The sequence below is a fragment of the Mesorhizobium sp. B2-9-1 genome (genome assembly GCF_006439455.1).
In the GTDB taxonomy this organism is placed as follows: Bacteria; Pseudomonadota; Alphaproteobacteria; order Rhizobiales; family Rhizobiaceae; genus Mesorhizobium.
On the sequence record NZ_VFTP01000001.1, the window covers coordinates 700,249 to 724,049 of the forward strand.

At 63.8% G+C, this 23,801-nt stretch carries 27 protein-coding genes and 1 tRNA gene; 21 read left to right on the top strand and 7 right to left on the bottom strand.

What is annotated here, in order from left to right; genetic code table 11:
* Position 1: 1 nt before the first annotated feature.
* The 5 genes from FJW05_RS03445 (at position 2) to glpK (ending at position 4,973) form a co-directional block, all read left to right on the top strand.
* The gene (locus FJW05_RS03445) at positions 2–910 is read left to right on the top strand and encodes a carbohydrate ABC transporter permease (protein ID WP_140627782.1); all 909 of its coding nucleotides are present in this window, start codon (positions 2–4) and stop codon (positions 908–910) included.
* 3 nt (positions 911–913) lie between these two features.
* Entirely contained in the window at positions 914–1,201 is a 288-nt protein-coding gene (locus FJW05_RS03450) for a DUF2160 domain-containing protein (protein WP_140545837.1), read from the top strand.
* 76 nt (positions 1,202–1,277) lie between these two features.
* Positions 1,278–3,002: an ABC transporter substrate-binding protein gene (locus tag FJW05_RS03455; protein ID WP_140627784.1), complete on the top strand. Its 1,725-nt coding sequence runs from the start codon at positions 1,278–1,280 to the stop codon at positions 3,000–3,002.
* A gap of 65 nt (positions 3,003–3,067) precedes the next feature.
* The gene (locus tag FJW05_RS03460; protein WP_140627786.1) at positions 3,068–3,472 is read left to right on the top strand and encodes a hypothetical protein; all 405 of its coding nucleotides are present in this window, start codon (positions 3,068–3,070) and stop codon (positions 3,470–3,472) included.
* Between the two features lie 7 nt (positions 3,473–3,479).
* Complete coding sequence (glpK, locus tag FJW05_RS03465; protein ID WP_140627788.1) at positions 3,480–4,973, top strand: glycerol kinase GlpK; 1,494 nt, start codon at positions 3,480–3,482, stop codon at positions 4,971–4,973.
* Positions 4,974–5,046: 73 nt separating this feature from the next.
* On the opposite strand, the gene FJW05_RS03470 is transcribed toward glpK, so the two are convergent.
* On the bottom strand, positions 5,047–5,502 hold the full coding sequence (locus tag FJW05_RS03470; RefSeq protein ID WP_140627790.1) for a BA14K family protein: 456 nt from the start codon (positions 5,500–5,502) through the stop codon (positions 5,047–5,049).
* Positions 5,503–5,793: 291 nt separating this feature from the next.
* Between FJW05_RS03470 and FJW05_RS03475 the strand changes: the two genes are divergently transcribed.
* From FJW05_RS03475 to FJW05_RS03485, 3 genes are all read left to right on the top strand, one after another.
* A tRNA-Lys gene (locus FJW05_RS03475) sits at positions 5,794–5,869 on the top strand.
* A gap of 162 nt (positions 5,870–6,031) precedes the next feature.
* Positions 6,032–6,238 carry a hypothetical protein gene (locus tag FJW05_RS03480; protein WP_140627792.1) on the top strand — a complete coding sequence of 69 codons (207 nt, stop codon included), beginning with the start codon at positions 6,032–6,034 and terminating at the stop codon, positions 6,236–6,238.
* Between the two features lie 99 nt (positions 6,239–6,337).
* Positions 6,338–7,483: a hypothetical protein gene (locus FJW05_RS03485; RefSeq protein WP_140627794.1), complete on the top strand. Its 1,146-nt coding sequence runs from the start codon at positions 6,338–6,340 to the stop codon at positions 7,481–7,483.
* Between the two features lie 31 nt (positions 7,484–7,514).
* Here FJW05_RS03485 and dprA read toward each other — a convergent pair whose 3' ends face one another.
* The 4 genes from dprA to FJW05_RS03505 form a co-directional block, all read right to left on the bottom strand.
* Positions 7,515–8,642, bottom strand: coding sequence for a DNA-processing protein DprA (gene dprA / locus FJW05_RS03490; RefSeq protein ID WP_140627796.1), 1,128 nt, complete (start codon positions 8,640–8,642; stop codon positions 7,515–7,517).
* The gene (gene plsY / locus FJW05_RS03495; protein ID WP_140627798.1) at positions 8,639–9,220 is read right to left on the bottom strand and encodes a glycerol-3-phosphate 1-O-acyltransferase PlsY; all 582 of its coding nucleotides are present in this window, start codon (positions 9,218–9,220) and stop codon (positions 8,639–8,641) included. The genes dprA and plsY overlap by 4 nt, the downstream gene beginning before the upstream one ends.
* Before the next feature lie 185 nt (positions 9,221–9,405).
* Complete coding sequence (locus tag FJW05_RS03500; protein ID WP_140627799.1) at positions 9,406–10,692, bottom strand: dihydroorotase; 1,287 nt, start codon at positions 10,690–10,692, stop codon at positions 9,406–9,408.
* Positions 10,689–11,654, bottom strand: a complete 966-nt coding sequence (locus FJW05_RS03505) for an aspartate carbamoyltransferase catalytic subunit (protein ID WP_140627801.1) — start codon at positions 11,652–11,654, stop codon at positions 10,689–10,691. Before FJW05_RS03505 ends, FJW05_RS03500 begins: the two co-directional genes overlap by 4 nt.
* Before the next feature lie 201 nt (positions 11,655–11,855).
* Between FJW05_RS03505 and FJW05_RS03510 the strand changes: the two genes are divergently transcribed.
* The 3 genes from FJW05_RS03510 to FJW05_RS03520 all read left to right on the top strand — a co-directional run bounded on the left by FJW05_RS03510 (position 11,856) and on the right by FJW05_RS03520 (position 14,599).
* Entirely contained in the window at positions 11,856–13,484 is a 1,629-nt protein-coding gene (locus FJW05_RS03510) for a DNA alkylation response protein (protein ID WP_140627803.1), read from the top strand.
* Positions 13,485–13,700: 216 nt separating this feature from the next.
* Positions 13,701–14,258, top strand: a complete 558-nt coding sequence (locus tag FJW05_RS03515) for a hypothetical protein (RefSeq protein WP_140628217.1) — start codon at positions 13,701–13,703, stop codon at positions 14,256–14,258.
* On the top strand, positions 14,258–14,599 hold the full coding sequence (locus FJW05_RS03520; RefSeq protein ID WP_140627805.1) for a DUF6105 family protein: 342 nt from the start codon (positions 14,258–14,260) through the stop codon (positions 14,597–14,599). The genes FJW05_RS03515 and FJW05_RS03520 overlap by 1 nt, the downstream gene beginning before the upstream one ends.
* Here the strand turns inward: FJW05_RS03520 and ruvX are convergent.
* A complete protein-coding gene (gene ruvX, locus FJW05_RS03525; protein WP_140627807.1) occupies positions 14,541–15,023 on the bottom strand; it encodes a Holliday junction resolvase RuvX in 483 nt (160 codons plus the stop codon). The genes FJW05_RS03520 and ruvX overlap by 59 nt on opposite strands.
* A 116-nt stretch (positions 15,024–15,139) precedes the next feature.
* Between ruvX and FJW05_RS03530 the strand changes: the two genes are divergently transcribed.
* The 6 genes from FJW05_RS03530 (at position 15,140) to FJW05_RS03555 (ending at position 19,720) form a co-directional block, all read left to right on the top strand.
* Positions 15,140–15,847: a metal-dependent hydrolase gene (locus FJW05_RS03530; protein WP_140627809.1), complete on the top strand. Its 708-nt coding sequence runs from the start codon at positions 15,140–15,142 to the stop codon at positions 15,845–15,847.
* Between the two features lie 216 nt (positions 15,848–16,063).
* Positions 16,064–16,351 (top strand): Asp-tRNA(Asn)/Glu-tRNA(Gln) amidotransferase subunit GatC, encoded by a 288-nt coding sequence (gene gatC / locus FJW05_RS03535; RefSeq protein ID WP_140627811.1) that lies wholly within the window; start codon positions 16,064–16,066, stop codon positions 16,349–16,351.
* A 3-nt stretch (positions 16,352–16,354) separates the two neighbouring features.
* The gene (locus FJW05_RS03540) at positions 16,355–16,813 is read left to right on the top strand and encodes a GNAT family N-acetyltransferase (protein WP_140627813.1); all 459 of its coding nucleotides are present in this window, start codon (positions 16,355–16,357) and stop codon (positions 16,811–16,813) included.
* Entirely contained in the window at positions 16,813–18,378 is a 1,566-nt protein-coding gene (locus tag FJW05_RS03545) for an amidase family protein (protein ID WP_140627815.1), read from the top strand. The genes FJW05_RS03540 and FJW05_RS03545 overlap by 1 nt, the downstream gene beginning before the upstream one ends.
* Before the next feature lies 1 nt (position 18,379).
* Positions 18,380–18,913: a hypothetical protein gene (locus FJW05_RS03550; RefSeq protein ID WP_140627817.1), complete on the top strand. Its 534-nt coding sequence runs from the start codon at positions 18,380–18,382 to the stop codon at positions 18,911–18,913.
* Between the two features lie 9 nt (positions 18,914–18,922).
* A complete protein-coding gene (locus FJW05_RS03555; protein WP_140627819.1) occupies positions 18,923–19,720 on the top strand; it encodes a YdcF family protein in 798 nt (265 codons plus the stop codon).
* On the opposite strand, the gene FJW05_RS03560 is transcribed toward FJW05_RS03555, so the two are convergent.
* Positions 19,693–20,412, bottom strand: coding sequence for a DUF599 domain-containing protein (locus tag FJW05_RS03560; protein ID WP_140627821.1), 720 nt, complete (start codon positions 20,410–20,412; stop codon positions 19,693–19,695). The genes FJW05_RS03555 and FJW05_RS03560 overlap by 28 nt on opposite strands.
* 168 nt (positions 20,413–20,580) lie before the next feature.
* On the opposite strand from FJW05_RS03560, the gene FJW05_RS03565 reads away from it, so the two are divergent.
* The 4 genes from FJW05_RS03565 (at position 20,581) to FJW05_RS03580 (ending at position 23,778) form a co-directional block, all read left to right on the top strand.
* Positions 20,581–21,984, top strand: a complete 1,404-nt coding sequence (locus FJW05_RS03565) for an L-serine ammonia-lyase (protein ID WP_140627823.1) — start codon at positions 20,581–20,583, stop codon at positions 21,982–21,984.
* 246 nt (positions 21,985–22,230) lie between these two features.
* Positions 22,231–22,446 carry a type II toxin-antitoxin system HicB family antitoxin gene (locus FJW05_RS27630; RefSeq protein WP_140545758.1) on the top strand — a complete coding sequence of 72 codons (216 nt, stop codon included), beginning with the start codon at positions 22,231–22,233 and terminating at the stop codon, positions 22,444–22,446.
* 75 nt (positions 22,447–22,521) lie between these two features.
* Complete coding sequence (locus FJW05_RS03575) at positions 22,522–22,956, top strand: DUF1489 family protein (RefSeq protein WP_140545757.1); 435 nt, start codon at positions 22,522–22,524, stop codon at positions 22,954–22,956.
* Positions 22,957–23,079: 123 nt separating this feature from the next.
* The gene (locus tag FJW05_RS03580) at positions 23,080–23,778 is read left to right on the top strand and encodes a molecular chaperone DnaJ (protein WP_095765344.1); all 699 of its coding nucleotides are present in this window, start codon (positions 23,080–23,082) and stop codon (positions 23,776–23,778) included.
* Positions 23,779–23,801 lie beyond the last annotated feature (23 nt).

Sequence of the window (23,801 nt, forward strand, 5' to 3'; positions counted from 1 at the left end):
GATGGCGGGCGCCAACGAGACGACGCGCGTGAGCGAAGCGGCGGTGACCGAGGTGGGCAGCACGCTGTCGCAGGACGAGGTGGCGAAGCTGATGCGCCGCCGCGGCGAGGAATCGCGCTGGTGGTGGATCGTGCCGACGGTCTACATCATCGTGCTATTGTTGCCGATCTACTGGCTCATCAATATGAGCTTCAAGACCAACCAGGAGATCGTGTCCTCGCTGACGCTCTTTCCGCATCAGCCGACGCTGCGCAACTACAAGATCATCTTCACCGACGCCTCCTGGTATTCCGGCTACATCAATTCGATCACCTATGTGGTGATGAACATGGTGATCTCGGTGGCGGTGGCACTGCCGGCGGCCTACGCGTTCTCGCGCTACCGCTTCCTCGGCGACAAGCATTTGTTCTTCTGGCTTTTGACCAACCGCATGGCGCCGCCGGCGGTGTTCGCGCTGCCGTTCTTCCAGCTTTATTCAGCCTTCGGTCTGATCGACACGCATATCGCGGTGGCGCTCGCCCACTGCCTGTTCAACGTGCCGCTGGCGGTGTGGATCCTCGAAGGCTTCATGTCCGGCGTGCCGAAGGAGATTGACGAGACCGCCTATATCGACGGCTATTCCTTCCCGCGCTTCTTCGTGAAGATCTTCATGCCGCTGATCGCGAGCGGCATCGGTGTCGCCTGCTTCTTCTGCTTCATGTTCTCATGGGTGGAACTCCTGATCGCGCGCACGCTGACCACGACCGACGCCAAGCCGATCGCCGCCACCATGACCCGCACCGTCTCGGCCGCCGGCATGGATTGGGGCCTGCTCGCCGCCGCCGGCGTGCTGACGCTGATCCCCGGTGCGTTGGTCATCTGGTTCGTGCGAAATTATATCGCCAAGGGCTTTGCCCTGGGGAGGGTCTAAGCCATGAACCTCGACTTCTCCTGGATGGCGTGGACGTGGCCGACGGCCGCCTTCTTCATCGTTATTGCGCTGATGCTCTTCGGCATGGGCGTCTGGGAATATGTCTCGCCCGGCGGCAATCCGCGCGTCGGCATGCTGCGCTTCGAGACGACGCGCGGCGACCGCCTTTTCGTTTCGCTGCTCGGCAGCGCCTTCATCCATCTCGCTTGGCTGGGCCTTGTTGGGCCCAACCTGTGGTGGGCTCTCGCTCTCTCCGTGGTCTACGCCGTTGGCGTGTTCCGATACGTATAGAGGGGGAATAGCCGGAGCGGCCGCGTGCTGGCGGCCGCTCCGGATCGCACTTGCAACTTAAGACTGGAGGAGACACATGCGACGGCAATTTCTAACATCGACGACCGCCCTTGTTCTATTGCTTGGAGCGGGCCATGCCTATGCCGGGATGGATGAAGCAAAAGCCTTTCTCGACAAGGAGATAGGCGACCTGTCGACGCTCTCGCGCGCCGATCAGGAAAAGCAAATGCAGTGGTTCATCGACGCCGCCAAGCCGTTCGCCGGCATGGAAATCAAGGTGGTGTCGGAAACCTTGACGACGCACCAGTATGAGTCACAAACGCTGGCCCCGGCTTTTACCGCCATCACCGGCATCAAGGTCACGCATGACGTCATCCAGGAAGGCGACGTCGTCGAGAAGATCCAGACCCAGATGCAGACCGGCCAGAACCTCTATGACGGCTGGGTCAACGACTCCGACCTCATCGGCACGCACTGGCGCTATCAGCAGGCACGCAACCTGACCGACTGGATGGCCGGCGAGGGCAAGGACGTCACCGATCCGATGCTCGACGTCGACGACTTCATCGGCAAGTCGTTCACCACCGCGCCCGACGGAAAACTCTACCAACTGCCCGACCAGCAGTTCGCCAACCTCTACTGGTTCCGTTACGACTGGTTCAACGACGAGAAGAACAAGGCGGACTTCAAGGCGAAGTACGGCTACGACCTCGGCGTGCCGGTCAACTGGTCGGCCTATGAGGACATTGCCCAATTCTTCACCGGCCGTGAGATCGACGGCAAGAAGGTCTTTGGCCACATGGACTACGGCAAGAAGGACCCGTCGCTCGGCTGGCGCTTCACCGATGCCTGGCTCTCGATGGCCGGCAATGGCGACAAGGGCATCCCGAACGGAAAGCCGGTCGACGAATGGGGCATCAAGGTCGACGAGAATTCGCGTCCGGTCGGCTCCTGCGTCGCCCGCGGCGGCGACACCAACGGCCCGGCCTCGGTCTATGCCATCCAGAAGTATCTCGATTGGCTGAAGGCCTATGCGCCGCCGGAGGCCCAGGGCATGACCTTCTCCGAGTCCGGCCCGGTACCCTCGCAGGGCAACATCGCCCAGCAGATATTCTGGTACACGGCCTTCACCGCCGACATGGCCAAGCCCGGCCTGCCGGTGGTGAACGATGACGGCACGCCGAAGTGGCGCGTCGCGCCGTCGCCGCACGGCGTCTACTGGAAGGACGGCATGAAGCTCGGCTACCAGGACGCAGGTTCCTGGACGCTCTTGAAGTCGACGCCGACCGATCGCGCCAAGGCCGCCTGGCTCTATGCGCAATTCGTCACCTCGAAGACCGTCGACGTGAAGAAGAGCCAGGTCGGTCTCACCTTCATCCGCGACTCCACCATCCACGACAAGAGCTTCACCGAACGTGCGCCGAAACTCGGCGGCCTGATCGAGTTCTACCGTTCGCCGGCGCGCGTGCAGTGGACCCCGACCGGCACCAATGTTCCGGATTATCCGAAGCTGGCGCAGCTCTGGTGGCAGAATATCGGCGATGCCTCGTCGGGTGCCAAGAGCCCGCAGGAAGCGATGGACTCGCTCTGCGCCGACCAGGAGAAGGTGCTCTCCCGCCTCGAGAAGTCAGGCGTGCAGGGCGACATCGGCCCGAAAATGGCCGAAGAGCACGACCTCGACTACTGGAACAAGGACGCCAGCTCGAAGGGCAATCTTGCGCCGCAGCTCAAGGTCGAGAACGAGAAGGACAAGCCGATCACCGTCAACTACGACGAGCTGGTCAAGAGCTGGCAGAAGTAAGGCCGGCAACTAGCTTTTGGGCCGGAGCTACGCACTCCGGCCCATTTGCGTTCGAGGGGGAAGCGATGCACTCGCGAAACATTGACGAAATTGTTCGGTCTTTTGGGCGTCTGTTGAATCCCAATAGCCGCGCTCGTGACCGCGCATCGGCCTGCACTATTGAAGATCGGCCCTTCGATCGATCGGCAGTACTGGAAAAATGGCAAAATGGGCCCAGGGATACGCAGGCCGAATATCCTCGATCTGTCGCCTACCTCGCCGCCTATGCAATGATCTTCGGTGAAGGGATCAACCCAGAGGGCGTGCTAACCGACGATGGCCGTTGGTTTCGGCCTGATCACTCAGTCATCCGGGCTTTAATTCGCAGCCGAGATTTGATTTTGAACGTTGATGCCGAGCCCATGCTTCGGCTCGCCGACGCCGCTTATGGAAGGATTGCAGCTGCATTAAACACGGCTGCCCAGGAGTGAATGATTTATGTCCGGCTTCGTCCTAGCCATCGACCAAGGCACGACTTCGACTCGCGCCATCCTGTTCGACGACAAGATGAAAGTCGCCGGCACCGGCCAGCAGGAATTCATGCAGCATTATCCGGCTTCCGGCTGGGTCGAACACGACCCGGAAGACATCTGGGCAAGCGTGCTCGCCACGGTGAAAGCGGCGTTGAAGGCCGCCGGCCGCACGGCTTCGGATGTGGCCGCGATCGGCATCACCAATCAGCGCGAGACGGTCGTCATCTGGGACAAGGCGACCGGCAAGCCTATCCATAACGCGATCGTGTGGCAGGACAGGCGCACCGCGCCGCTCTGCCAGAAGCTGAAGAAGCTGGGGCTGGAGAAGACATTCACGAAGAAGACCGGCCTGCTGCTCGACCCCTATTTCTCCGGCACCAAGATCGCCTGGATGCTGGACAAGGTGAAGGGTGCCAGGAAGCGCGCCGAGAAGGGCGAACTGCTTGCCGGCACCATCGACAGCTTTCTCATCTGGCGGCTGACCGGCGGCCAAATGCATGCTACCGACGCGACAAATGCCTCGCGCACGCTGGTCTACAACATCGAGAAGAATGTCTGGGACGACGAGCTGCTCTCGATCCTGAAGATCCCGGCCGCGATCCTGCCTGAGGTGAAGGACTGCGCCGACGATTTCGGCGTCACCGAGAAGAGCCTTTTCGGAGCCGAGATGCGGATCCTGGGCGTCGCCGGCGACCAGCATGCGGCGACCATCGGCCAAGCCTGCTTCGAGCCCGGCATGATGAAATCCACCTACGGCACCGGTTGCTTCGCGCTGCTCAACACCGGCGCCGATCTGGTGCGTTCGAAGAACCGGCTTTTGACTACCATCGCTTATCGGCTCAACGGCAAGACAACCTACGCGCTGGAAGGCTCGATCTTCATCGCGGGCGCCGCCGTGCAGTGGCTGCGCGACGGCATCAAGGTGATCGGCAAGGCCGAGCAGAGCGGAGTATTGGCTGCGACCGCTGACCCTGCGCAGCAGGTCTATCTGGTGCCGGCCTTCGTCGGCCTGGGTGCGCCGCACTGGGACGCGGAAGCGCGCGGCGCGATCTTCGGCTTGACGCGCAATTCGGGCCCGGCCGAGTTCGCGCGCGCGGCACTTGAATCGGTCGCCTTCCAGACGCGCGACCTGCTCGACGCCATGCGCAAGGACTGGAAAGGCGCTTCGGCCAAGACGGTGCTTCGCGTCGACGGCGGCATGGTGGCGTCCGACTGGACCATGCAGAGGCTCGCCGACATTCTCGACGCGCCGGTCGACCGTCCGACGATCCTGGAGACGACGGCGCTGGGCGCGGCCTGGCTTGCCGGGTCAAAGGCCGGCGTCTGGCCGAAAGCGAAAGAATTCGCAAAGAGCTGGGCGCTGGAGCGGCGCTTCAAGCCGCAGATGGACGCCGCAACGCGCGGGGCGAAACTGGCCGGATGGCGCGATGCGGTGCGCAGGACGCTGAGCTCTCGCTAACGTCGGAACGAGAGAGCCCGTGCCTCTCGAGGCACGGGCTCAGTCAACGACCCTGGGTACTGACTGGAGGCCGTCAGTAGGGCGAAACGCACTGCTGACGCGGGCCGTTGTTAGGCTGGAAGGTGTTGTCCGAGGCGCGATAGGAGCGGTAGCGGTCGTAGCACCACTGCACGTGCGAGTTGCCGCGATAGACGCGGTTGTTCTCGCTGTTGACGATGGCGCCGGTGATCAGCGCGCCGGTGGCGAAAGCGGCCAGCGGGAACCAATAGTCGCCATGCCGGCGATAGCCGCGGCGATACTCACGATAGCCGCGATGGCCGTTCCAGTAGACGGCGTCGCCACGACGCGAGAAATCCCGGTTAAAGGCACGGTGCCTTCTCCAATCCCGATACTGCACGGTCTGGAGATCTGACGACAGGCCTTGGGGTTGCGGTACATAAGCTGGCTGAGCGTTGACCGGCACCATCTCCGCCGCGACGAACGACGCCGAGAGAGCGGTTGCCAACAGGCCCGATGCGATCTTGTTCATTGATCTTCTCCTCGATGGTTGATGGGACGTCCTGTTTTGCGAAACGGGCCCGGATTGCAATGGTTCCCGTTCCACCATCAGCCCATTGTTTCAGCCCATTGTTATTGTAGGGCTTTCTAAAGCAGCCCCAAGCCGGGCCATTGGCGCAGGCATCGAAAGCCGTCCACCCTCGGCGCCCCTTCGAATCCGTTCAAGAAACCCGCCTTGGAAGCCCGTCTTTTTCCGGTTGACCGGCCGCGGCACTCTCCCTATGTTCCGCCCAATTTCGAGGGCGGCGTTCCGAGCCCACGGGAGCGCGTAGCTCAGCCGGTAGAGCAACTGACTTTTAATCAGTAGGTCATGGGTTCGAATCCCATCGCGCTCACCAAAATTTTTAACACCCAAATAGATGCGAGATCCGACCCCACGGGCGCTTCCATGTCCGGGGCGATCGAAGCAGCACATTTGTCTGCGTCTCCGGCAATCGGAACAAAAACTTGCGCGCGGCTGTTTCTCTGTTGAAGGGACCGCAATCTGGGATGCGGATACAGTGGACGTACTGAACTTGGAACTGGCCAGGGCCAGGCAGAGCGTGAAGCGCGCGGAGACTTCTCTCAATCACGCAAAGGAAATGCTGGACGAGGACTGCGGTGTGGGGATCAATCTTGTCCTGTGCGACCGCATACGGTCGGAACAGAAGCGCGTGGCAGAAGCCAGAAAGCGGCTGATGAAGATCGCTCGGGCTGCCTTGCCGTGAGGGGGTGACTTTCCCCAAGACAATGCGTGTCGGTCACGGGCAAACTTGTCCCTGGATGGGGTCGTGGTTAAACTCGGCGCCTCCGAGGGAGGCTCCAGGATGGCACTTGACCTTTCGGTAGATGCGCAGGCGCCCAAGGCGGCGACGCCGCCGGGCAGATATCTTTTCGGCCCGGTCGCCGATTTCCTGATGCTCGGCGGCAGCGCGTTTCTGATCCTGCCACTGCTGTTCCTGGTGCCGCGCGAGTATGAAGGCTCATTGGCCGCGACGATGGTCGTCGTGGCCTATGTGGTGAACTATCCGCACTTCGCCCACTCCTACCAGATTTTCTACCGCAATTTCGGCCGCAAGGCGCGGGGCGAGGGCTACGACAGAAGCCTGCAGCTTCGCTACATTTTTGCCGGCGTCATCGTTCCGGTGGTCATGGCCCTGTTCTTTGCCTATGGCGCGGCGACGTCGAACACGCGGCTGCTCGGCTTCGCGGCCAACGCGATGTTCTTCTTCGTCGGCTGGCACTACGTCAAGCAAGGCTACGGCATGCTGATGGTCGACGCCGTCTTGAAGCGCAAATTCTTCGACGATCGGGACAAGAAGGTGCTGCTCGTCAACAGCTATGCGGTGTGGATCCTGGCCTGGCTGCAGACGAATACGGCCGTGACGCAAGGGCAGTATTACGGTCTTCAATATTACACCTTCGCGGCGCCGTCCTGGGTAACCGACATTGCGGTGCTGGCGGCCGTCGGATCGACGGCGGCCACGCTTTTCATGCTGGTCAACCGCTGGCGAAGGAATGGCGGCGGACTGCCTTACAACGGCATCGTGGCCTATGTCGCCTCGCTCTATCTCTGGATCCTGATCGCCAGGATAAACCCGCTCTGGCTGCTCGTGGTGCCGGCGCTGCACTCGCTGCAATATCTGGCCGTGGTGTGGCGCTATCAGACCAATGTCGAGCGTGACGTTTTGGATGCTGCGCGGGATCCGAAACCGAAGATACTATCCGTGCTCGGGCCCCACTATCGGTTGCGGGTGCTGGGATTCATCATCGGGGGTGGGGCGCTTGGCTATCTCGGCTTCTGGCTGATACCGTTCGTGCTGACCGCCTTGGTTCCCTACGACAAGCAGGTGCTCGGTTCGTCGCTGTTCTTCTTCATCGTGCTGATCTTCATCAATGTGCACCACTATTTCCTCGACAACGTGATGTGGCGTCGCGGCAATCCGGAAGTGTCCAAATATCTGTTCCGGTAAGGAAATCAGCGTTGCAGGTAAACGGGCCAGGTCACGCGATCAGCGACACGTTTCCGCCGGCGTGGCGCTCGAGCCGTCCGGCGAGATCGAGTTCCAGGAGCACCATCGCAATCTGCGCAGCGCTCAGTCCCGTGTGGCGGATGATCTCGTCTATGCCTGTCGGCGTGGGCCCGAGCGCTTCCAGCACATCGGCGCGGTCGTTTTCGCCTGGCGGCGGCATGGCTGATATGTCGGGCGCCTCGGCAAGTGGGGCGGTTCTTGGAAGCCGGGTGCCGGCAAGCGGCGCCAGCGCGCCGAGCACGTCGGCGGCTTCGGTGACGAGCGTGACGCCGTCCTTGAGCAGCGCGTTGCAGCCGGCAGCGCGCGGATCGAGCGGCGAGCCCGGCACGGCGAAGACCAGCCGGCCCATTTCGTTGGCGAGGCGCGCGCTGATCAGGGAGCCGGAGCGCTGCGCCGCCTCGACCACCACCAGTCCAAGCGCCATCCCTGCGACCAGGCGGTTGCGGCGCGGGAAATCCTGGGCCCGCGGCTGCCAGCCGAAGGGCATCTCGGAAACGATGGCGCCGCCACGATCGGCGATCTCATCGCAAAGGCCGGCATTTTCAGGCGGGTAGGGCACATCGAGCCCGCCGGCCAGCACACCGACTGTGCCGGTCGAAACGCTGCCTTTGTGCGCGGCCGTGTCGATGCCGCGCGCCAGGCCGGAAACGATGGCGTAGCCGTCGCGGCCGAGATCGGCCGCCAGCATGCGCGCCATCTTGATGCCGGCCAGAGAGGCGTTGCGAGCGCCGACGATCGCCACCGCCGGCAGGCGGAAGACCGCGCCTTCGCCTTTTACCGCCAACAACGGCGGCGGGTTGTCCAGCGTCCTCAGCAAGGGCGGATAATCGGCCTCGCCGATGCCGACGAAGCGGGCGCCGGCGCGCCGGGCGGCGTCCACCTCGGCTTCGGCCTCGGCGATGGAGGGGATGCGGACGATGCGATTGGCGCCGCCGGAGATCATCAGCTCCGGCAGCATTTCAAGCGCGGCTTCGGCCGAGCCGAAGCGGTTGATCAGCTCGCGAAACGAGGCCGGGCCGACATTGGGCGTGCGGATCAGGCGAAGCCAGGCAAGCCGCTGCCGATCGCTGAGATGGGGGCCGGCAGCCAGGGCGCTCATCCCTTCGCCCCGATCTTGTCCTCGGTGCCGGCCAGCAGCCGCGAGATGTTGGCGCGGTGCTTGATGAAGACGATCAGGCTCATCAGCGCGAACAGGCCGGCGATCTGCGGTGTGCTGATGAAATAGAGCGCGATCGGCACGACCACCGCGGCCGCCAGCGCCGCCAGCGAGGAATAGCGGAACAGGAAGGCCATCGCGAGCCAGACAACGGCGAAGACAAGCATGCCTTGCCAGGCAAGGCCAAGCAGCACGCCGAGATAGGTGGCGACACCCTTGCCGCCCTTGAAGCCGAGCCAGACCGGGAAGAGGTGGCCGAGAAAGGCACCGAAACCGGCCAACAGTCCGAAGTCCGGCGAAAAATGTCCGGCGATCAGCACCGCGGCAGTGCCTTTCAGCGCATCGAGCAGCAGCGTGGCGGCAGCAAGGCCCTTGTTACCCGTCCTCAGCACATTGGTCGCGCCGATGTTGCCGGAGCCGATCTGGCGGACGTCGCCGAGCCCGGCCGCGCGGGTGATCAGGAGCCCGAACGGGATCGAGCCGAGCAGATAGCCGAAGACGAGCGCGATCGCGTAACCCATTGTTTCCCCATCTTTCCTGTCGCTTTGGTAGTTCGCCCTATGATTGATACACTGTGCGCGATGCAACCATGGTTTGCAAGTGCTGGCCTTCTTGGGCGTGAATTTATCATAATGGTAGAGTCGGGAGGGTTCGCCAAGCAAGTCAATGCCGGGCAGACTCACCAGGACTCAAGCGATGCGGTGGCTTATGCGGAAAACACCGTGCGGCCCGCGACCATCGTCTGCAGGACCTTGCCCTGCAGGCGCGCGCCCTCGAAACAGGTGTTCTTCGAGCGTGAGCGCAGACCGCTCTCGCTGACGATCCACGGCGCGTCGAGATCGACGACCGCGACGTCGGCCGGTGCGCCCGGCTTCAGCGTGCCGCCCGGCAGGCCGAACAGTCTGGCCGGCGCCGTGGACAGCGTCTCGATCAGCCTGAGCAACGGCACGTCGCCATTGTGGTAGAGCCGAAGCGCAGCGCCAAGCAGCGTCTCCAGCCCGATGGCGCCGGCGGCGGCGTCGGCGAAGGGCAGGCGCTTGGTGTCGACGTCCTGCGGGTCATGCGAGGAGACGATGATGTCGATCGTGCCGTCCTTGATCGCCTCGATCATCGCCAGCCGGTCGTCCTCGGCGCGCAGGGGCGGGGTCAGCCGGAAGAAGGTGCGGTATTCGCCGACGTCGTTCTCGTTGAGCGACAGATTGTGGATGGCGACCCCGGCCGTGACATTGGCGCCGTCCGTCTTTGCCCGGTCCACCGCGCCGGCTGCCATCGCCGACGAGATTTTTGCCGCGTGATAGGCGCCGCCGGTCAGCCGGGCCAGCGCCAGGTCGCGTTCGAGCGGGATCAGCTCCGCCTCGCGCGGAATGCCCGACAGGCCGAGCCAGCTCGCATAGAGCCCTTCGTTCATCACGCCGGACGAGGCGAGGTTGGCATCTTGCGTTTCGTGCGCGATGACACCGCCGAAATCGCGCGCGTAGGTCAGCGCCCGGCGCATTACCAGCGCATTGGCGATCGTGTGGCGGCCGTCGGTGTAGGCGACGGCGCCGGCCTCGCGCAGCAGGCCGAACTCGGTCATCTCGCGGCCTTCGAGGCCCTTGGTGATCGCTGCCGCCGGGAAGATGTTGACGCTAGCGGTGTCGCGCGCCGTGCGCAGCACGAATTCGACCAGCGCGACATTGTCGATCACGGGATCGGTATCCGGCATCATGACGATGGAGGTGACGCCGCCCGCCGCCGCGGCGACGCTCGCCGAGGCGATGGTCTCGCGATGCTCGCCGCCTGGTTCGCCGATGAAGACGCGCGCGTCGACTAGGCCCGGAATGATCGTCTTGCCGGCGCAGTCGACGACGGTGGCGCCTTCCGGCACGCCCTGGTTCAATGCGGCTTTTCCGGCCGCGACGATCTTGCGGCCGTCGACGATGACGCTGCCGATCTCGTCGACGCCGCGCGAGGGGTCGACAACGTGCGCCTTGCTGAAGACGGTCACGCTCATGCGCCGCGCCCTTCATGGTTGCGGCGCGGATCAAGCAGCGCTTCCATGACCGCCATGCGCACGGCGACCCCCATCTCGACCTGTTCCTGGATAACGCTTTGCGGTCCGTCTGCGATCTCGGAGGCGATCTCGACGCCGCGGTTCATCGGGCCGGGATGCATGACCAGCGCATCGTCCTTGGCGGCTTTCAGCTTCTCGGCATCAAGGCCGAAATAGCGGAAATATTCGCGGATCGAGGGCACGAAAGCGCCTTCCATGCGCTCGCGCTGCAGGCGAAGCATCATCACCACGTCGGCATCCTTCAGGCCGTCGGCCATCGAGCGCGACACGATGACGCCCATCCTGTCGATGCCGGAGGGCAGCAATGTCGAGGGCGCGACGACGCGCACCTGCGCGCCGAGCGCGTTCAGAAGTATGATGTTGGAGCGGGCGACGCGCGAATGCAGGATGTCGCCGCAGATCGCCACGATCAGCTTCGACAGCGGCCCCTTGGCGCGGCGGATGGTCAGCGCATCGAGCAGCGCCTGCGTCGGGTGCTCATGCGCGCCGTCGCCGGCATTGACCACCGAGCAGCCGACCTTCTGGGCCAGCAGCGCAGCCGCGCCCGCCGATTGGTGGCGGATGATCAGGATGTCGGGCCGCATGGCGTTGAGGGTCATCGCCGTATCGATCAGCGTCTCGCCCTTCTTCACCGAGGAGCTCGCCACCGACATGTTCATGACGTCGGCGCCGAGACGCTTGCCGGCGAGCTCGAAGGACGATTGCGTGCGGGTCGATGCCTCGTAGAACAGGTTGATCTGGGTGCGGCCGCGCAGCGTCGTGGTCTTCTTTTCCGATTGCCGCGAGATTGCCACGGCCTGGTCGGCCCGATCGAGCAACAGCTCGATATCGGCGGGGGAAAGATCGCGGATGCCCAGAAGATGGCGGTGAGGGAAGAGCGGCAGGGACGAAGCGTCGGTCATCTCAAGGCGCTGCTATAGGGTGCGGTCCGGCCTGCCGCAAGCGCCAGCTTTGGATTGCGGGCGTTCTCCCCGGTATTTTCGTCGCGCGCCTTCCGTGGCTTGGGCTATAAGGCCCCAGTGGCTTCGGATTCGCGACCGCGGGCTTGGAAATGGTAAGAACCTCTCGGCCAACTGAAGGATTGGGCAACTGAAGGATTGGGCGTGACCGACGAGGTGATCAACCAGCCGCCGCCGTTGGCAGGCGGCAATGCATGGCGGGGCGATCCGTTGCTCATCCAGCTAGCCGAGCGTTTTTCCGACCCCGTGCGCAAGGATCTCGACGGGCTTGGCCGGTTCGTGATGACGCAGGAAGCGCAGGAGCTTGCCCGCCTCGCCAACACCGACACGCCGAAATTGCGCACCCATGACCGCCAGGGCCGGCGACTCGATCTTGTCGAATATCATCCGGCCTATCACGCCTTGATGCGCCGCTCGATCGCCGGCGGCCTGCATTCTTCGGTATGGGAAAACGGCGATGCCGAGATCGGCCGCCGCCATCAGGTGAGGGCGGCACGCTTCTACCTGACCGCCGAGCTCGAGACGGGGCATCTTTGCCCCATCACCATGACCAGCGCCTCGCTGGCGGCCTTGATGGCGAGCCCGAAACTTTTCCGCGAATGGGCGCCGCGCGTGACGACGCGCAAATACGACCAGGCGCAGAAGCCGCCGGTGCAGAAGACCGGGCTGACGCTCGGCATGGGCATGACCGAGAAGCAGGGCGGCACCGATGTGCGCGCCAACACCACCAAGGCGGAGCGTACCGGTAGTGGTTTTTATCGGTTGACCGGTCACAAATGGTTCATGTCGGCGCCGATGTCGGATGCCTTCCTGGTGCTCGGGCAGGTTCCGGAGGGGCTGTCCTGCTTCCTCGTGCCGCGCATCCTGGGCGACGGTTCCGGCAACGGGTTCCGCTTCCAGCGGCTGAAGGACAAGCTCGGCAACCGCTCGAACGCCTCGTCGGAGGTGGAGTTCGTCAACGCGATCGGCGAGATGGTCGGCGACCCGGGCGCAGGCGTCAAGACGATCATGGACATGGTGACGCTGACCAGGCTCGACTGCGCGGTCGCTTCGTCGGCGCTGATGCGGGCCGGCCTCGCCGAGGCTGTCCATCACACGCGTCATCGGCAGGTGTTCGGCTCCAATCTGATCGACCAGCCGCTGATGCAGCGGGTTCTGGCCGACATGGCGCTCGACGTCGCCGCGGCCACGGCGCTGTCGTTCCGGCTGGCGCGCTCTTTCGACGAGGCGGCAAGCGATCGCGGCGAGGCGGCCTTTGCCCGCGCCATGACGCCTGTCGTCAAATACTGGGTCTGCAAGATCGCGCCGCAGCTGCTTTACGAGGCGATGGAGTGCCTTGGCGGCAACGGCTATGTCGAGGAAGCGCCGCTTGCCCGCTACTACCGGGAGGCGCCGGTCAATGCGATCTGGGAGGGCTCTGGCAATGTCATGGCGCTCGACGTGCTGCGCGTGCTTGGCCGCGCGCCCGGCCTGTTCGAGGAGGTGCTGACCGGCATCGACCGCGATCTCGGCACCGGCGGGCGCGGCACCATCGGCGTGCTGAAGGCCGCCATGCAGGTCGCCGCGACCGACCAGGGTTCGGCGCGCTTGCTCACCGAACAGCTGGCGCTTTCGGCCGCGGCGGCGGAGCTGCGCAGGCTGGGGGCAGGGCGGATCGCCGACGCTTTCGTCGAAACGCGGCTCGGCGGCCAGTGGCGCACCACCTACGGCATGCTCGATTCGCGCCATGACGCGCGCATGATCATCGACACGCTCTATCCGCCGGTGACCTGATCCTGCTCTATATCAAGGAGATAGAGCAGGATGTCATCCGAAGCCGCTTCACACTTTTCGGCATCATGCTCCGAGGCATTTTGCCGATCTGTGGATAGCTGTTAACCTTAACAAATGGTTTCCGTTGCGGCGAGCCGATGCAAAGCCCACTCTCCACTTTGCTGGAGTAGGGAAGGGTTAACCATGACCTCCCCGAACTCCGCCAGCGGGAAACGTATGCGGCACGTGTTGAGCTCAGTTCTGGCCTTGCATTGGGCGGTGGTTTTCGCCCTGCTTGCCTATGTCTGCATGGACGGCAGCCGCGGCATAGCGACGGCTCTCGGCGTGCTTGGCCTCTCCGTCCGGGGCAACCGGTTTCCGCAGTTTGAAAATGCGGCAGTGGTCGCGCCGCTTTCGATCGCGTTGTTGATCGTCGCGGTGTTGTTCTGCTGGGCCTTCGTCGAAACGCTGCTGAACGCGGCGGCAAGGCCGGACGCGGGCGAGAGCGTGGCGCGGATAGCCTTCATCTCGGCATCTTTCCTGCTTTCGCTGATCCTCATCGGCGGCGTGGCGCAAGGCATAGACGGCCTGTTCATGATCGTCGCCATCCAGATGACGGCGCTGCTTGCCTCCTACATCGCCGTGCTGGCTGAACGCCGCTCCACCTTCGCCGCAATGCACTTGCCCGAGGGTGATATCCGCGCCGCCTCGCGCATGGCGATGGGCGCCGCGCACAGCTCGCTCCTTTCCCGCATATCCGGCCGCCCGGAAAACAAGCCCGGAGGCAGGCGCTGATGCGCACGATATTCACGCTCTGGGCTGCTCCGATGGCCATCTTCTGGGGATGGTTCTTCCTGTCGGCCAACGACATGAATTTCGGCTATGCGATGCTGAGCCGACAGGTGCACGATTTCGCTTTCCAGCTCTACGGCCAGATGCTTGGCATCGATCCGGCTATCATCCCGGGCATGGTGGCGCGGACCTGCGTTTTCGACTTTTTCCTGCTCATGGGGCTTTGGGCCTTCCGGCGCCGGCGCAACATCGCCGAATGGATCAGACAGCGCCGACATGGCGATATCAGCTCCGATCGGCTCGGCCCAGCGACTGAAGCCGGTCCAACGCTCCCTGCAGAATAAAGGCGGCGGCCGCCGAATCGATCTTGCCGGCGCGCTTCTTGCGCGAGAAATCCATCTCGATCAGTGTCCGCTCGGCCGCAACCGTCGACAGCCGCTCGTCCCACAGCACGAAGGGCAGGTCGGAAAGCGGCGCCATGTTGCGGACGAAGGCGCGGGATTTTTGCGCTCGGGGCCCTTCCGAGCCGTCCATGTTGACCGGAAGGCCGAGCACGACGGCGCCGACATTGTCCTTGTCGAGCTGAGCGAGAAGTTGGGCGGCGTCCAGCGAAAATTTCTTACGCAGGATGACCGGACGCGGATGGGCGAAGGACAGCCCGCGATCGGAAACCGCCACGCCGATCGTCTTGTCGCCGAGATCGAGCCCGGCGAGCGTCTTGCCGCCGGCAAGCCGCGCCGGCAGTTCCTCGATTGAAATAATGCCCAACGGCTTCCTCTGACATCCAGGCGTCACATCCTTTTGACGTTTAGGAGGAGGGCGCCACTTTCAATTTGCGACTAGCGTTCTATCTTCCGGCAACGGAGAAATCGAGGAAAGCGTTCATGAAACTGACTTGGTACGGACATTCGGCATTCCGCGTCGAGACCAAGGACGCCACCATTCTCATCGACCCCTATCTGGTCGGCAATCCGTCCTGGACGGGCGGCTGGGAAGGGCCGGCGGAAGGCGTGACCCATGTTCTCCTGACTCATGGCCACAACGACCATGTCAGCGGCGCGGTCGAAGTGCTGAAGAAAAGCGGCGCCATGCTGGTCGCCAATTTCGAGATCTGCATGTACCTCGTCGGCCAGGGCGTCAGCGGCGACAAGATCAATCCGGGCAATATCGGCGGCACCGTCGATTGCGGCCCTTTCACCACGACCTTCGTCCAGGCGCTGCACTCGTCCTCCTTCGGCGGCGAAGGCGGCACGAACACCTATCTCGGCAATCCGGGCGGGCTTGTCCTGCACTTTCCCGAGGACAAGACGCTTTACCACATGGGCGACACCGACATCTTCTCCGACATGGGGCTGATCAACGAGTTGCACGAACCGAAGATCGGCATCGTGCCGATCGGCGACCGCTTCACCATGGGCGGCGCCGTGGCGGCCCTTGCCTGCCGCCGCTTCTTCGGCTTCGATACGGTCGTTCCCTGCCATTTCGGCACCTTCTCGATGATCGACCAGACCGCCGACAAGTTCGTCGCCGGCATGGAAGGCTCGGGCGTAAACGTGGCGCTGCCGGACATCGGCAAGGCGATCACGATCTAGGTTCTTTGCGTCGGAAGAGCTCTGCTCCCAAGCCAGGAAAAGATACGCTGCAGACAGGCCGGCAAACCGTGGCAGCCATTATCACTGCGAGGGCGTGGCATTGCCGCGTAAGCTCCCCGGGGAGCAACCGCGTGGCGATCGAACCGGCATGATCCGTGTTGCGCGCTGGGCGCCGCGCCGCTATAGCCCGAACTGGTTTTCCCGAGGCGATAGAACATGTCCGTTGATCTTCAGACCGTGAAGCGCGTCGCGCACCTTGCCCGTATCGCGGTGAGCGAGGAGGACGCCGAGCGCATGACCGGCGAATTGAACGCCATTCTCGGCTTCGTCGAGCAATTGAACGAGGTCGATGTTTCTGGCGTCGAGCCGATGACCTCGGTCACGCCGATGGAGATGAAGAAGCGCCAGGATACCGTCACCGACGGCAACAAGGCCGCCGACATCGTCGCCAACGCGCCGGCGACGGAAGAGAATTTCTTCCTCGTTCCGAAGGTGGTGGAGTAGAGCGTGGCTGTCGAGATCGCCGTCGAGACGCCTTTGCAGGACGACGTGCGCGCGCTGGTCGCCGAACTCAACGCCGCGCTGCTCGAACTGACGCCGCCCGAGCACTGCTACCATCTCACCGTCGAGCAGATGGCCGACGAGGCTACGACGGTGTTCATCGCCCGCGACAACGGCCTTGCCGTCGGCTGCGGCGCGCTCAAGCGCCATGACGATGCGGTCGGCGAGATCAAGCGTATGTACACGCGGCCTTCGCATCGCGGCCGCAAGATCGGCGCCGAGATCGTCGCACGTGTCGAGGCGCTTGCCCGGCAGGAAGGGCTGAAGCGCCTGGTCCTTGAAACCGGCGATCGGCACCCCGCCGCCTGGACCGTCTATGAGCGCGCCGGATTCTCGCGTTGCGGACCGGTGCTGGATTATCCCGATTCCGAGTGGTCGGTGTTTTACGAAAAGAGCCTTGCCTGATGAGCGATCTTACCCATCTCACCATTTCCGAGGCCCGCGCCAAGCTGCGCGGCAAGGAGATCACCGCGGCCGAGATCACCGAGGCCTATCTCGCGGCGATCGATCGCGCCAATCCGGTGCTCAATGCCTATGTGACTGTGACCGCCGACAAGGCGCGCGACATGGCCAAGGCTTCCGATGCCAGATTGGCCACGGGCGAGGGCGGCGCGCTGGAAGGCATTCCGCTCGGCATCAAGGACCTGTTCGCCACCGAAGGCATCCACACCCAGGCCTGCAGCCACGTGCTGGACGGCTTCAAGCCGCACTACGAGTCGACCGTGACCAGCAATCTGTGGGCCGACGGCGCCGTCATGCTCGGCAAGCTCAACATGGACGAGTTCGCCATGGGCTCGTCCAACGAGACCTCCTATTACGGCCCGGTGATCAATCCGTGGCGGCGCTCGCGTGTCGATACGGTCGTCATGCCGACGACGCATCAGGGCGATGGCGGCTTTGTGTCCGCCGGCGGCACGAAGACGGCGCGGACCTTGGACAACGCCCAGCTGGTGCCGGGCGGCTCGTCGGGCGGGTCGGCTTCGTCGGTGGCCGCCTTCCTTTGCGCCGGCGCCACCGCCACCGATACCGGCGGCTCGATCCGACAGCCAGCCGCCTTGACAGGCACGGTCGGCATCAAACCGACTTACGGGCGCTGCTCGCGCTGGGGCATCGTCGCCTTCGCTTCCTCGCTCGACCAGGCCGGGCCCATCGCACGCGATGTGCGCGACGCCGCCATCCTGCTGAAGTCGATGGCCTCCGTCGATCCGAAGGACACGACTTCGGTCGACCGTCCGGTGCCGGACTATGAGGCGGCGATCGGCAAGCCGATCAAGGGCATGAAGGTCGGCATTCCGAAGGAGTATCGTGTCGACGGCATGCCGGAAGACATCGAGGCGCTCTGGCAGAAAGGCATCGCCTGGCTGAAGGACGCCGGCGCGGAAATCGTCGACATCTCCCTGCCGCACACCAAATATGCCTTGCCGGCCTACTATATCGTGGCGCCCGCCGAGGCTTCGTCGAACCTCGCCCGCTATGATGGCGTGCGCTACGGCCTGCGCGTGCCCGGCAAGGACATCGTCGACATGTATGAGAAGACCCGCGCCGCCGGTTTCGGCCGCGAGGTCAAGCGGCGCATCATGATCGGCACCTATGTGCTGTCGGCGGGCTATTACGACGCTTACTATCTGCAGGCGCAGAAGGTGCGCACGCTGATCAAGCGCGACTTCGAGAACGTCTTTGCCGCCGGCGTCGACGTCATCCTGACGCCCGCGACGCCGTCGGCCGCCTTCGGCATCGCCGACGAGGACATGGCCTCCGATCCAGTCAAGATGTATCTCAACGACATCTTCACCGTGACGGTGAACATGGCCGGCCTTCCCGGCATTTCGGTGCCGGCCGGCCTCGACGGCAAAGGCCTGCCGCTCGGCCTGCAGCTGATCGGCCGCCCGTTCGACGAGGAAACGCTGTTCCAGACGGCGCACGTGATCGAGCAGGCGGCGGGCAGGTTCCAACCGGAAAAGTGGTGGTAGGATGTCGGCCCCGTCTCGCATATCCATTGTCGAGACGGGAGGCGAACTGATCATCGGCAATCCGCCGCGGCGTTCGGCTGTAAGGATCGGCTTTGTCCTGCTCTCGCTTGGGATCGTCGCCGTCACCGCGCATTGGGGCTTCCTTGACAGGTCGCCCGAAACGATCGCCATGGGCCTGGTCGGCCTAGTCTCATTCCTGGCAGTTGTCGGGCTGTTCGCATATTTCCTTGGCAAGGAATTGCTTTGGCTAGCGTCCGCCGGGGAAGAGCTACGCGCCACCAGAGCTGTCGTGCTGCGCGAAACCAGGGGCACCCTGCTTCCCAACCGCGCGTCCCTGGCCTTCAGCGGACAGCTTTCGGTCGAAATCCTGGACCATCTCTATCCGACCGACGAGGCCGGCTTGAAAGAAGTTGTCCGCTTCACCAGCGCAACGGGTTCGATCTCCTTTGGTCGGGAGCTGAGCCGGCCTGAGGCTGAGGCGGTGGCGGAAGCCGTCAGGCGATTTACCGCCCCCAACCATTCTTATGCGCGGTAGGTGCCAAGCGTGTTCTACTATCTTTCGAAGATTCTTTGGTTCTTCATCCAGCCGATCAACCTGGCGATCTTCCTGTTGCTCGCCGGCCTGCTGGCAGCGCTGCTCGGGCGGCGCCGGCTGGCGGCGACGGGCAGCGTGCTCGGCGTCGCGATCCTGGTCCTTTCGGCGTGGACGTCGGTCGGCGCGATGATGCTCACTCCGCTCGAACAACGCTTTCCCAAGCCGCCTCTACCGGAAAAAGTCGATGGCATCGTCGTGCTTGGCGGCGGCTTCGAGGGCGCCATCAACCTGGCGCGCGGCGGTTACGAGTTGAACAGCAGCGGCGACCGCATGGTGGAGACAGCGATCCTTGCGAGGCGCTTTCCGCAAGCGAAGATCGTCGTATCGGGCGGCAATGGCTCGCTTTTTCTCGACGGCGAGGGCGACGCCGACACGGCGCCGCGGTTGCTCGGCGCTTTAGGCGTTGCCGCCGATCGCCTGATCCTCGAGGACAAATCCCGCAACACTTACGAGAATGCGATGTTCTCGCGAGAACTGGTCGAGCCGAAGCCGGGTGAGACCTGGCTGTTGGTAACCTCGGCTTTCCACATGCCGCGCGCCAAGGCGCTGTTCGACAAGGCGGGTTTTGCGACCATTCCGTGGCCGGTCGACTATCGCACCTCGAGCAGGGAAGGCGTCGGCCTCTACCGCGACAATCCGGTCGATTCGGTGCAGGCGACCACCATCGCAGTGCGCGAGTGGATCGGGCTTTTCGCCTATAGGCTATCCGGCAAGATCGATCAGTTCTTTCCCGGACCGAGCGGCTGACCGAGCACGGCTTGCCGCGCCGCCGAGAAGAACTGGCGGCGCACCAGCACAGCGACAAGCACCAGCGTCGATATCACGAAGACGACCGGATCGACGAACCAGCCGAGATAGCCGATCGAGAAGAAGACGGCGCGCAGTCCGGAGTTGAAGTGCTTGCCGGCAAGCACGTTCATGCGCGTCGCCCGCCACGCCGCCGTTTCGCTGACCGGGTTGCGCGAAGCCGGGCCATGCGGGGTCGGCACCGCGCCGATCAGGATCGAGCAATAGTTGAACAGGCGGTAGGCCCAGCCGAATTTGAAGAAGGCGAAGGCCAGGACAAGCACCAGGCCGAACACCTTGGTCTGGAAGGCTTCGCGCGACGGAGCCGCGCCGAAGGGCAGGCCGGCCAGAACCTCAAGCACGCGGTCTGAGGCGCCGAGCAGGGCAAAGCAGCCGCCGAGCGCGATCAGTGAAGAGGAAGCGAAGAAGGCGGTGCCTTGCTGCAGGCCGCCCATGATGGCGGTATCGACGATGCGGATCTCGCGCTCGGCCATGTTGCGCATCCAGGCTTCGCGTTGGGCGTTCATCGCCGTGGTCAGCGACATGCGACGGACCAGCTTGCCGTCCGAGGCGAGCGTGTGCGCAACCCAGACGACCAGGAAGAAAGCCAGTGCCGCCAGATCGGCCGCCGAAAGATGGAGTGAGTCGCCCATCCATTGCTTTTAACACAAGGGGTGCCGGCACTTCGACAGGCGGCAAGCGATGTCGCTGGCGGAGCAAACAAGGTCGGCAGTCGCCGGGCCGCGCCATGCAAAACAGCGGAAACATCCCGGGAATTCCTATATGTATGCTTTGAGCGGTCCTCAGGAGACAACGCCCCAGTGTTCCTTTCGGTTTTCGACCTGTTCAAGATCGGCATCGGCCCATCGAGCTCGCACACGATGGGGCCGATGACGGCCGCGCGCCGCTTCCTCGACGAGATCCTGGCCGGCGACTGGCCCCGGCCCGCCGGCGTCAAGGTCGACCGCATCGGCGCCAGCCTGCACGGCTCGCTTGCCTATACCGGCATCGGCCACGGCTCGGACCGCGCCGTAATCCTCGGCCTGGCAGGCCAGACGCCGCAAACAGTCGATCCGGACGAAGCCGACGGCATCGTCGCCCGCATCGGCGCGGAGAAGCGCATTTCGCCGCCAGGGCACCCGGCATATCGCTTCGATCCCGCCAGGGACCTCGTGCTCGACCGCAAGACGCCGCTGGCCGGCCATGCCAACGGTATGGCCTTCTATGCCTATGACGCGTCCGACCGGCTGCTGCTCAAGCGCATCTATTATTCGATCGGGGGCGGTTTCGTCGTGTCCGAGGAAGAGCTGCAGCGCATGAAGGCAAAGGGCTCGGTGACGACCGAGGGCAAGAAAGTACCGTACCCCTTCAAGAACGCCGCCGAAATGCTGGCGATGGCGGCCAAGAGCGGGCTTTCGATCGCCGAGATGAAGCGCGCCAACGAGGAAATGCATATGTCGCGCGAGGAGCTCGACGAAGGCCTCGACGCGATCTGGGGCGCGATGAAGGGCTGCATCGATCGCGGCTTGTCGCAGGACGGCATCATGCCGGGTGGGTTGAAGGTGCGCCGTCGCGCGCGGCAGCTGCACGACAAACTGCAGGAACAGTGGCAGCAGAACAGGCCAAATCCCTTGCTCGCCAATGACTGGCTTTCGATCTACGCCATGGCTGTCAACGAGGAGAATGCCGCCGGCGGTCGCGTGGTGACGGCGCCTACCAATGGCGCCGCCGGCACGCTGCCGGCAGTGCTGCGCTACTGGCTGCATTTCCATCCCGAAGCCGACCAGCCGAGCATCCGCGACTTCCTGCTGACGGCCGCCGCCGTCGGCGGCATCATCAAGTCCAACGCCTCGATCTCGGGCGCCGAGGTTGGTTGCCAGGGCGAGGTGGGTTCCGCTTCGGCGATGGCCGCCGCTGGGCTGTGCGCCGTCATGGGCGGCACGCCCGAGCAGGTGGAGAACGCCGCCGAGATCGCGCTCGAGCATCATCTCGGCATGACATGCGATCCGGTCGGCGGCCTTGTGCAGGTGCCCTGCATCGAGCGAAATGCGCTGGGGGCGGTGAAGGCTGTAACGGCGGCTTCCTTGGCCATCAAGGGCGACGGCACGCATTTCGTGCCGCTCGACGCCGCGATCGAGACCATGCGCCAGACCGGCCTCGACATGAACGAGAAATACAAGGAAACCAGCCTCGGCGGCCTGGCGGTCAATGTGGTGGAGTGCTGAACAGGGCTTCGCAGCCAAGATCTCCTTCCCCGCGTCTCGAAGCTCGAGATTGGTCAAGGCGCTCCGAATGTCGTCATCCTCGGATCTGCGCGCGTCGCTTCGCTCCTTGCTCCGCCCGTGGATGACAGGCGATGGATGTTTCGGCTGACCTCGAAGGCCGAACTACCAGCGCAGCCATCATCCGGTCCGTCACCTTCTATGCTAAGAAACCATCAGAAAATGGCTGGAGAGTCACGGAGTTAGAACATGAAGAACATCATCGAGATCGACGGCCATAAGGCTACGATGGCATTCGATCCTGAAATCGGGATGTTGAGAGGCGAGTTTCTCGGACTTGCTGGCGGCGCCGACTTCTATGCGCAGGATGTCGAGCAGCTCTATGTCGAAGGGGCGAAATCTTTGGCGATCTTCCATGAAATTTGCAGGGAGAAAGGCCTCGAGACGGCGATGCAAGCCTCTTGAGCCGACAGCCTTTCTTGCCTGTGCAAAACCGCTCGAGGCGTTGAACCCCCGCTACGCCGTCGCTAGATTGCGACCATGCTCAATCTGCTAAAACTGTGCGTCGGTTGCGACAGCGTCGAGGATCTCGAAGAGTGGATCGCCTTCCGCCTCGACGAGCGGCGCCGTGCCGGCGAGCCGGCCGAGCACTGGCACACCACCCGCATGGTGCCGACGCGCGGCGATGAGATCACCGATGGCGGCTCGCTCTATTGGGTAATCAAGGGCAGCGTGCAGTGCCGGCAACTGATCACCGAGATCCGGCCCTTCGTCGACGGCGAGGGCATCGGCCGTTGTCATCTCATGCTCGATCCTGAGGTGGTGCGCACCGACTGGCAGCCGCGCCGCGCCTTCCAGGGCTGGCGCTATCTGAAGCCCGCCGACGCACCGGCCGATCTCGGCAAGGGCAGGGCGGCACTCGCCGAAATGCCGCCCAAGCTGAGGCTCGAACTCGCCGAACTCGGCCTGCTGTAGCGCCGCGCCGGCCGGCAAGCCCGCCGCTGGCCCTTCGGCTCGTTCGATGTGGGACTTGCAAGCGCCGGACCTTGGTCCCATCCTATTTGTTATGCTCGGTCATCCGTATGGCGGTGCTACCCGATGGGTGTGATCCTCGCTTTGGCAGCGGTGCTTGTGGTGCTTTTCGGTGCCGCCATGCTCTTTGTGCGTGCTGATCCCGCAAGGATGGCCGACAGTCTGAGATCGCTTGGACCGGCTTTTCTGGGCCTTGTCGGGGCGCCGATGCTGATCTTTGGCCGCAGCCTTATCGGTGGACTGCTTTTGCTCGCGGCGCTGGCCTGGGTCGGCTGGATACGCACGAGACGGCCTCCGGCGCGCGCCGCCGCGTCCAAACATTCGACGGTGCGCACCGCCGCGCTCGAAATGGACCTCGACCACGACAGCGGCAAGCTTGAGGGGCTTGTCCTGGCCGGGCGTTATGAAGGCAAGATGCTGGGAGCAATGGGGCTGACGGACCTGCGCCAGCTTCATGGCGAGCTCAGCCCGGATATGGAGAGCCGCCAGCTCCTAGAGACGTATCTTGACGGCCGTTTTCCCGTCTGGCGCAAGGACGCGCAGCCGCACGGTGGCGAAGGGCTGGGTGTTGCGCCAGGTGCGGGCTCCATGACTAAGGAGGAGGCCTACAAGGTCCTTGGTCTTGAAGCGGGGGCTGCCGCGGCGGATATCCGCAAGGCGCACCGCCGCCTGATGCAGCGCCTGAACGCCGATGTCGGCGGCACGTCTGTCCTGGCGGCGCGGATCAATGAAGCCAAGGACGTCCTGCTCTCCAATCACGATTAGTCTCCTTCGACGCGGGTACTTTC

Bases quoted from the DNA above. Each gene is read 5' to 3' on its own strand.
- FJW05_RS03485 (WP_140627794.1), top strand. From the start codon at position 6,338: ATGGCACTTGACCTTTCGGTAGATGCGCAGGCGCCCAAGGCGGCGACG.
- FJW05_RS03545 (WP_140627815.1), top strand. From the start codon at position 16,813: ATGAGCGATCTTACCCATCTCACCATTTCCGAGGCCCGCGCCAAGCTG.
- glpK (WP_140627788.1), top strand. From the start codon at position 3,480: ATGTCCGGCTTCGTCCTAGCCATCGACCAAGGCACGACTTCGACTCGC.
- gatC (WP_140627811.1), top strand. From the start codon at position 16,064: ATGTCCGTTGATCTTCAGACCGTGAAGCGCGTCGCGCACCTTGCCCGT.
- FJW05_RS03505 (WP_140627801.1), bottom strand. From the start codon at position 11,654: ATGACCGACGCTTCGTCCCTGCCGCTCTTCCCTCACCGCCATCTTCTG.
- FJW05_RS03575 (WP_140545757.1), top strand. From the start codon at position 22,522: ATGCTCAATCTGCTAAAACTGTGCGTCGGTTGCGACAGCGTCGAGGAT.
- FJW05_RS03520 (WP_140627805.1), top strand. From the start codon at position 14,258: ATGCGCACGATATTCACGCTCTGGGCTGCTCCGATGGCCATCTTCTGG.
- FJW05_RS03515 (WP_140628217.1), top strand. From the start codon at position 13,701: ATGCGGCACGTGTTGAGCTCAGTTCTGGCCTTGCATTGGGCGGTGGTT.
- FJW05_RS03445 (WP_140627782.1), top strand. From the start codon at position 2: ATGGCGGGCGCCAACGAGACGACGCGCGTGAGCGAAGCGGCGGTGACC.
- FJW05_RS03450 (WP_140545837.1), top strand. From the start codon at position 914: ATGAACCTCGACTTCTCCTGGATGGCGTGGACGTGGCCGACGGCCGCC.
- FJW05_RS03550 (WP_140627817.1), top strand. From the start codon at position 18,380: ATGTCGGCCCCGTCTCGCATATCCATTGTCGAGACGGGAGGCGAACTG.
- FJW05_RS03580 (WP_095765344.1), top strand. From the start codon at position 23,080: ATGGGTGTGATCCTCGCTTTGGCAGCGGTGCTTGTGGTGCTTTTCGGT.
- FJW05_RS03470 (WP_140627790.1), bottom strand. From the start codon at position 5,502: ATGAACAAGATCGCATCGGGCCTGTTGGCAACCGCTCTCTCGGCGTCG.
- FJW05_RS03560 (WP_140627821.1), bottom strand. From the start codon at position 20,412: ATGGGCGACTCACTCCATCTTTCGGCGGCCGATCTGGCGGCACTGGCT.
- FJW05_RS27630 (WP_140545758.1), top strand. From the start codon at position 22,231: ATGAAGAACATCATCGAGATCGACGGCCATAAGGCTACGATGGCATTC.
- plsY (WP_140627798.1), bottom strand. From the start codon at position 9,220: ATGGGTTACGCGATCGCGCTCGTCTTCGGCTATCTGCTCGGCTCGATC.
- FJW05_RS03460 (WP_140627786.1), top strand. From the start codon at position 3,068: ATGCACTCGCGAAACATTGACGAAATTGTTCGGTCTTTTGGGCGTCTG.
- FJW05_RS03530 (WP_140627809.1), top strand. From the start codon at position 15,140: ATGAAACTGACTTGGTACGGACATTCGGCATTCCGCGTCGAGACCAAG.
- FJW05_RS03500 (WP_140627799.1), bottom strand. From the start codon at position 10,692: ATGAGCGTGACCGTCTTCAGCAAGGCGCACGTTGTCGACCCCTCGCGC.
- FJW05_RS03455 (WP_140627784.1), top strand. From the start codon at position 1,278: ATGCGACGGCAATTTCTAACATCGACGACCGCCCTTGTTCTATTGCTT.
- dprA (WP_140627796.1), bottom strand. From the start codon at position 8,642: ATGAGCGCCCTGGCTGCCGGCCCCCATCTCAGCGATCGGCAGCGGCTT.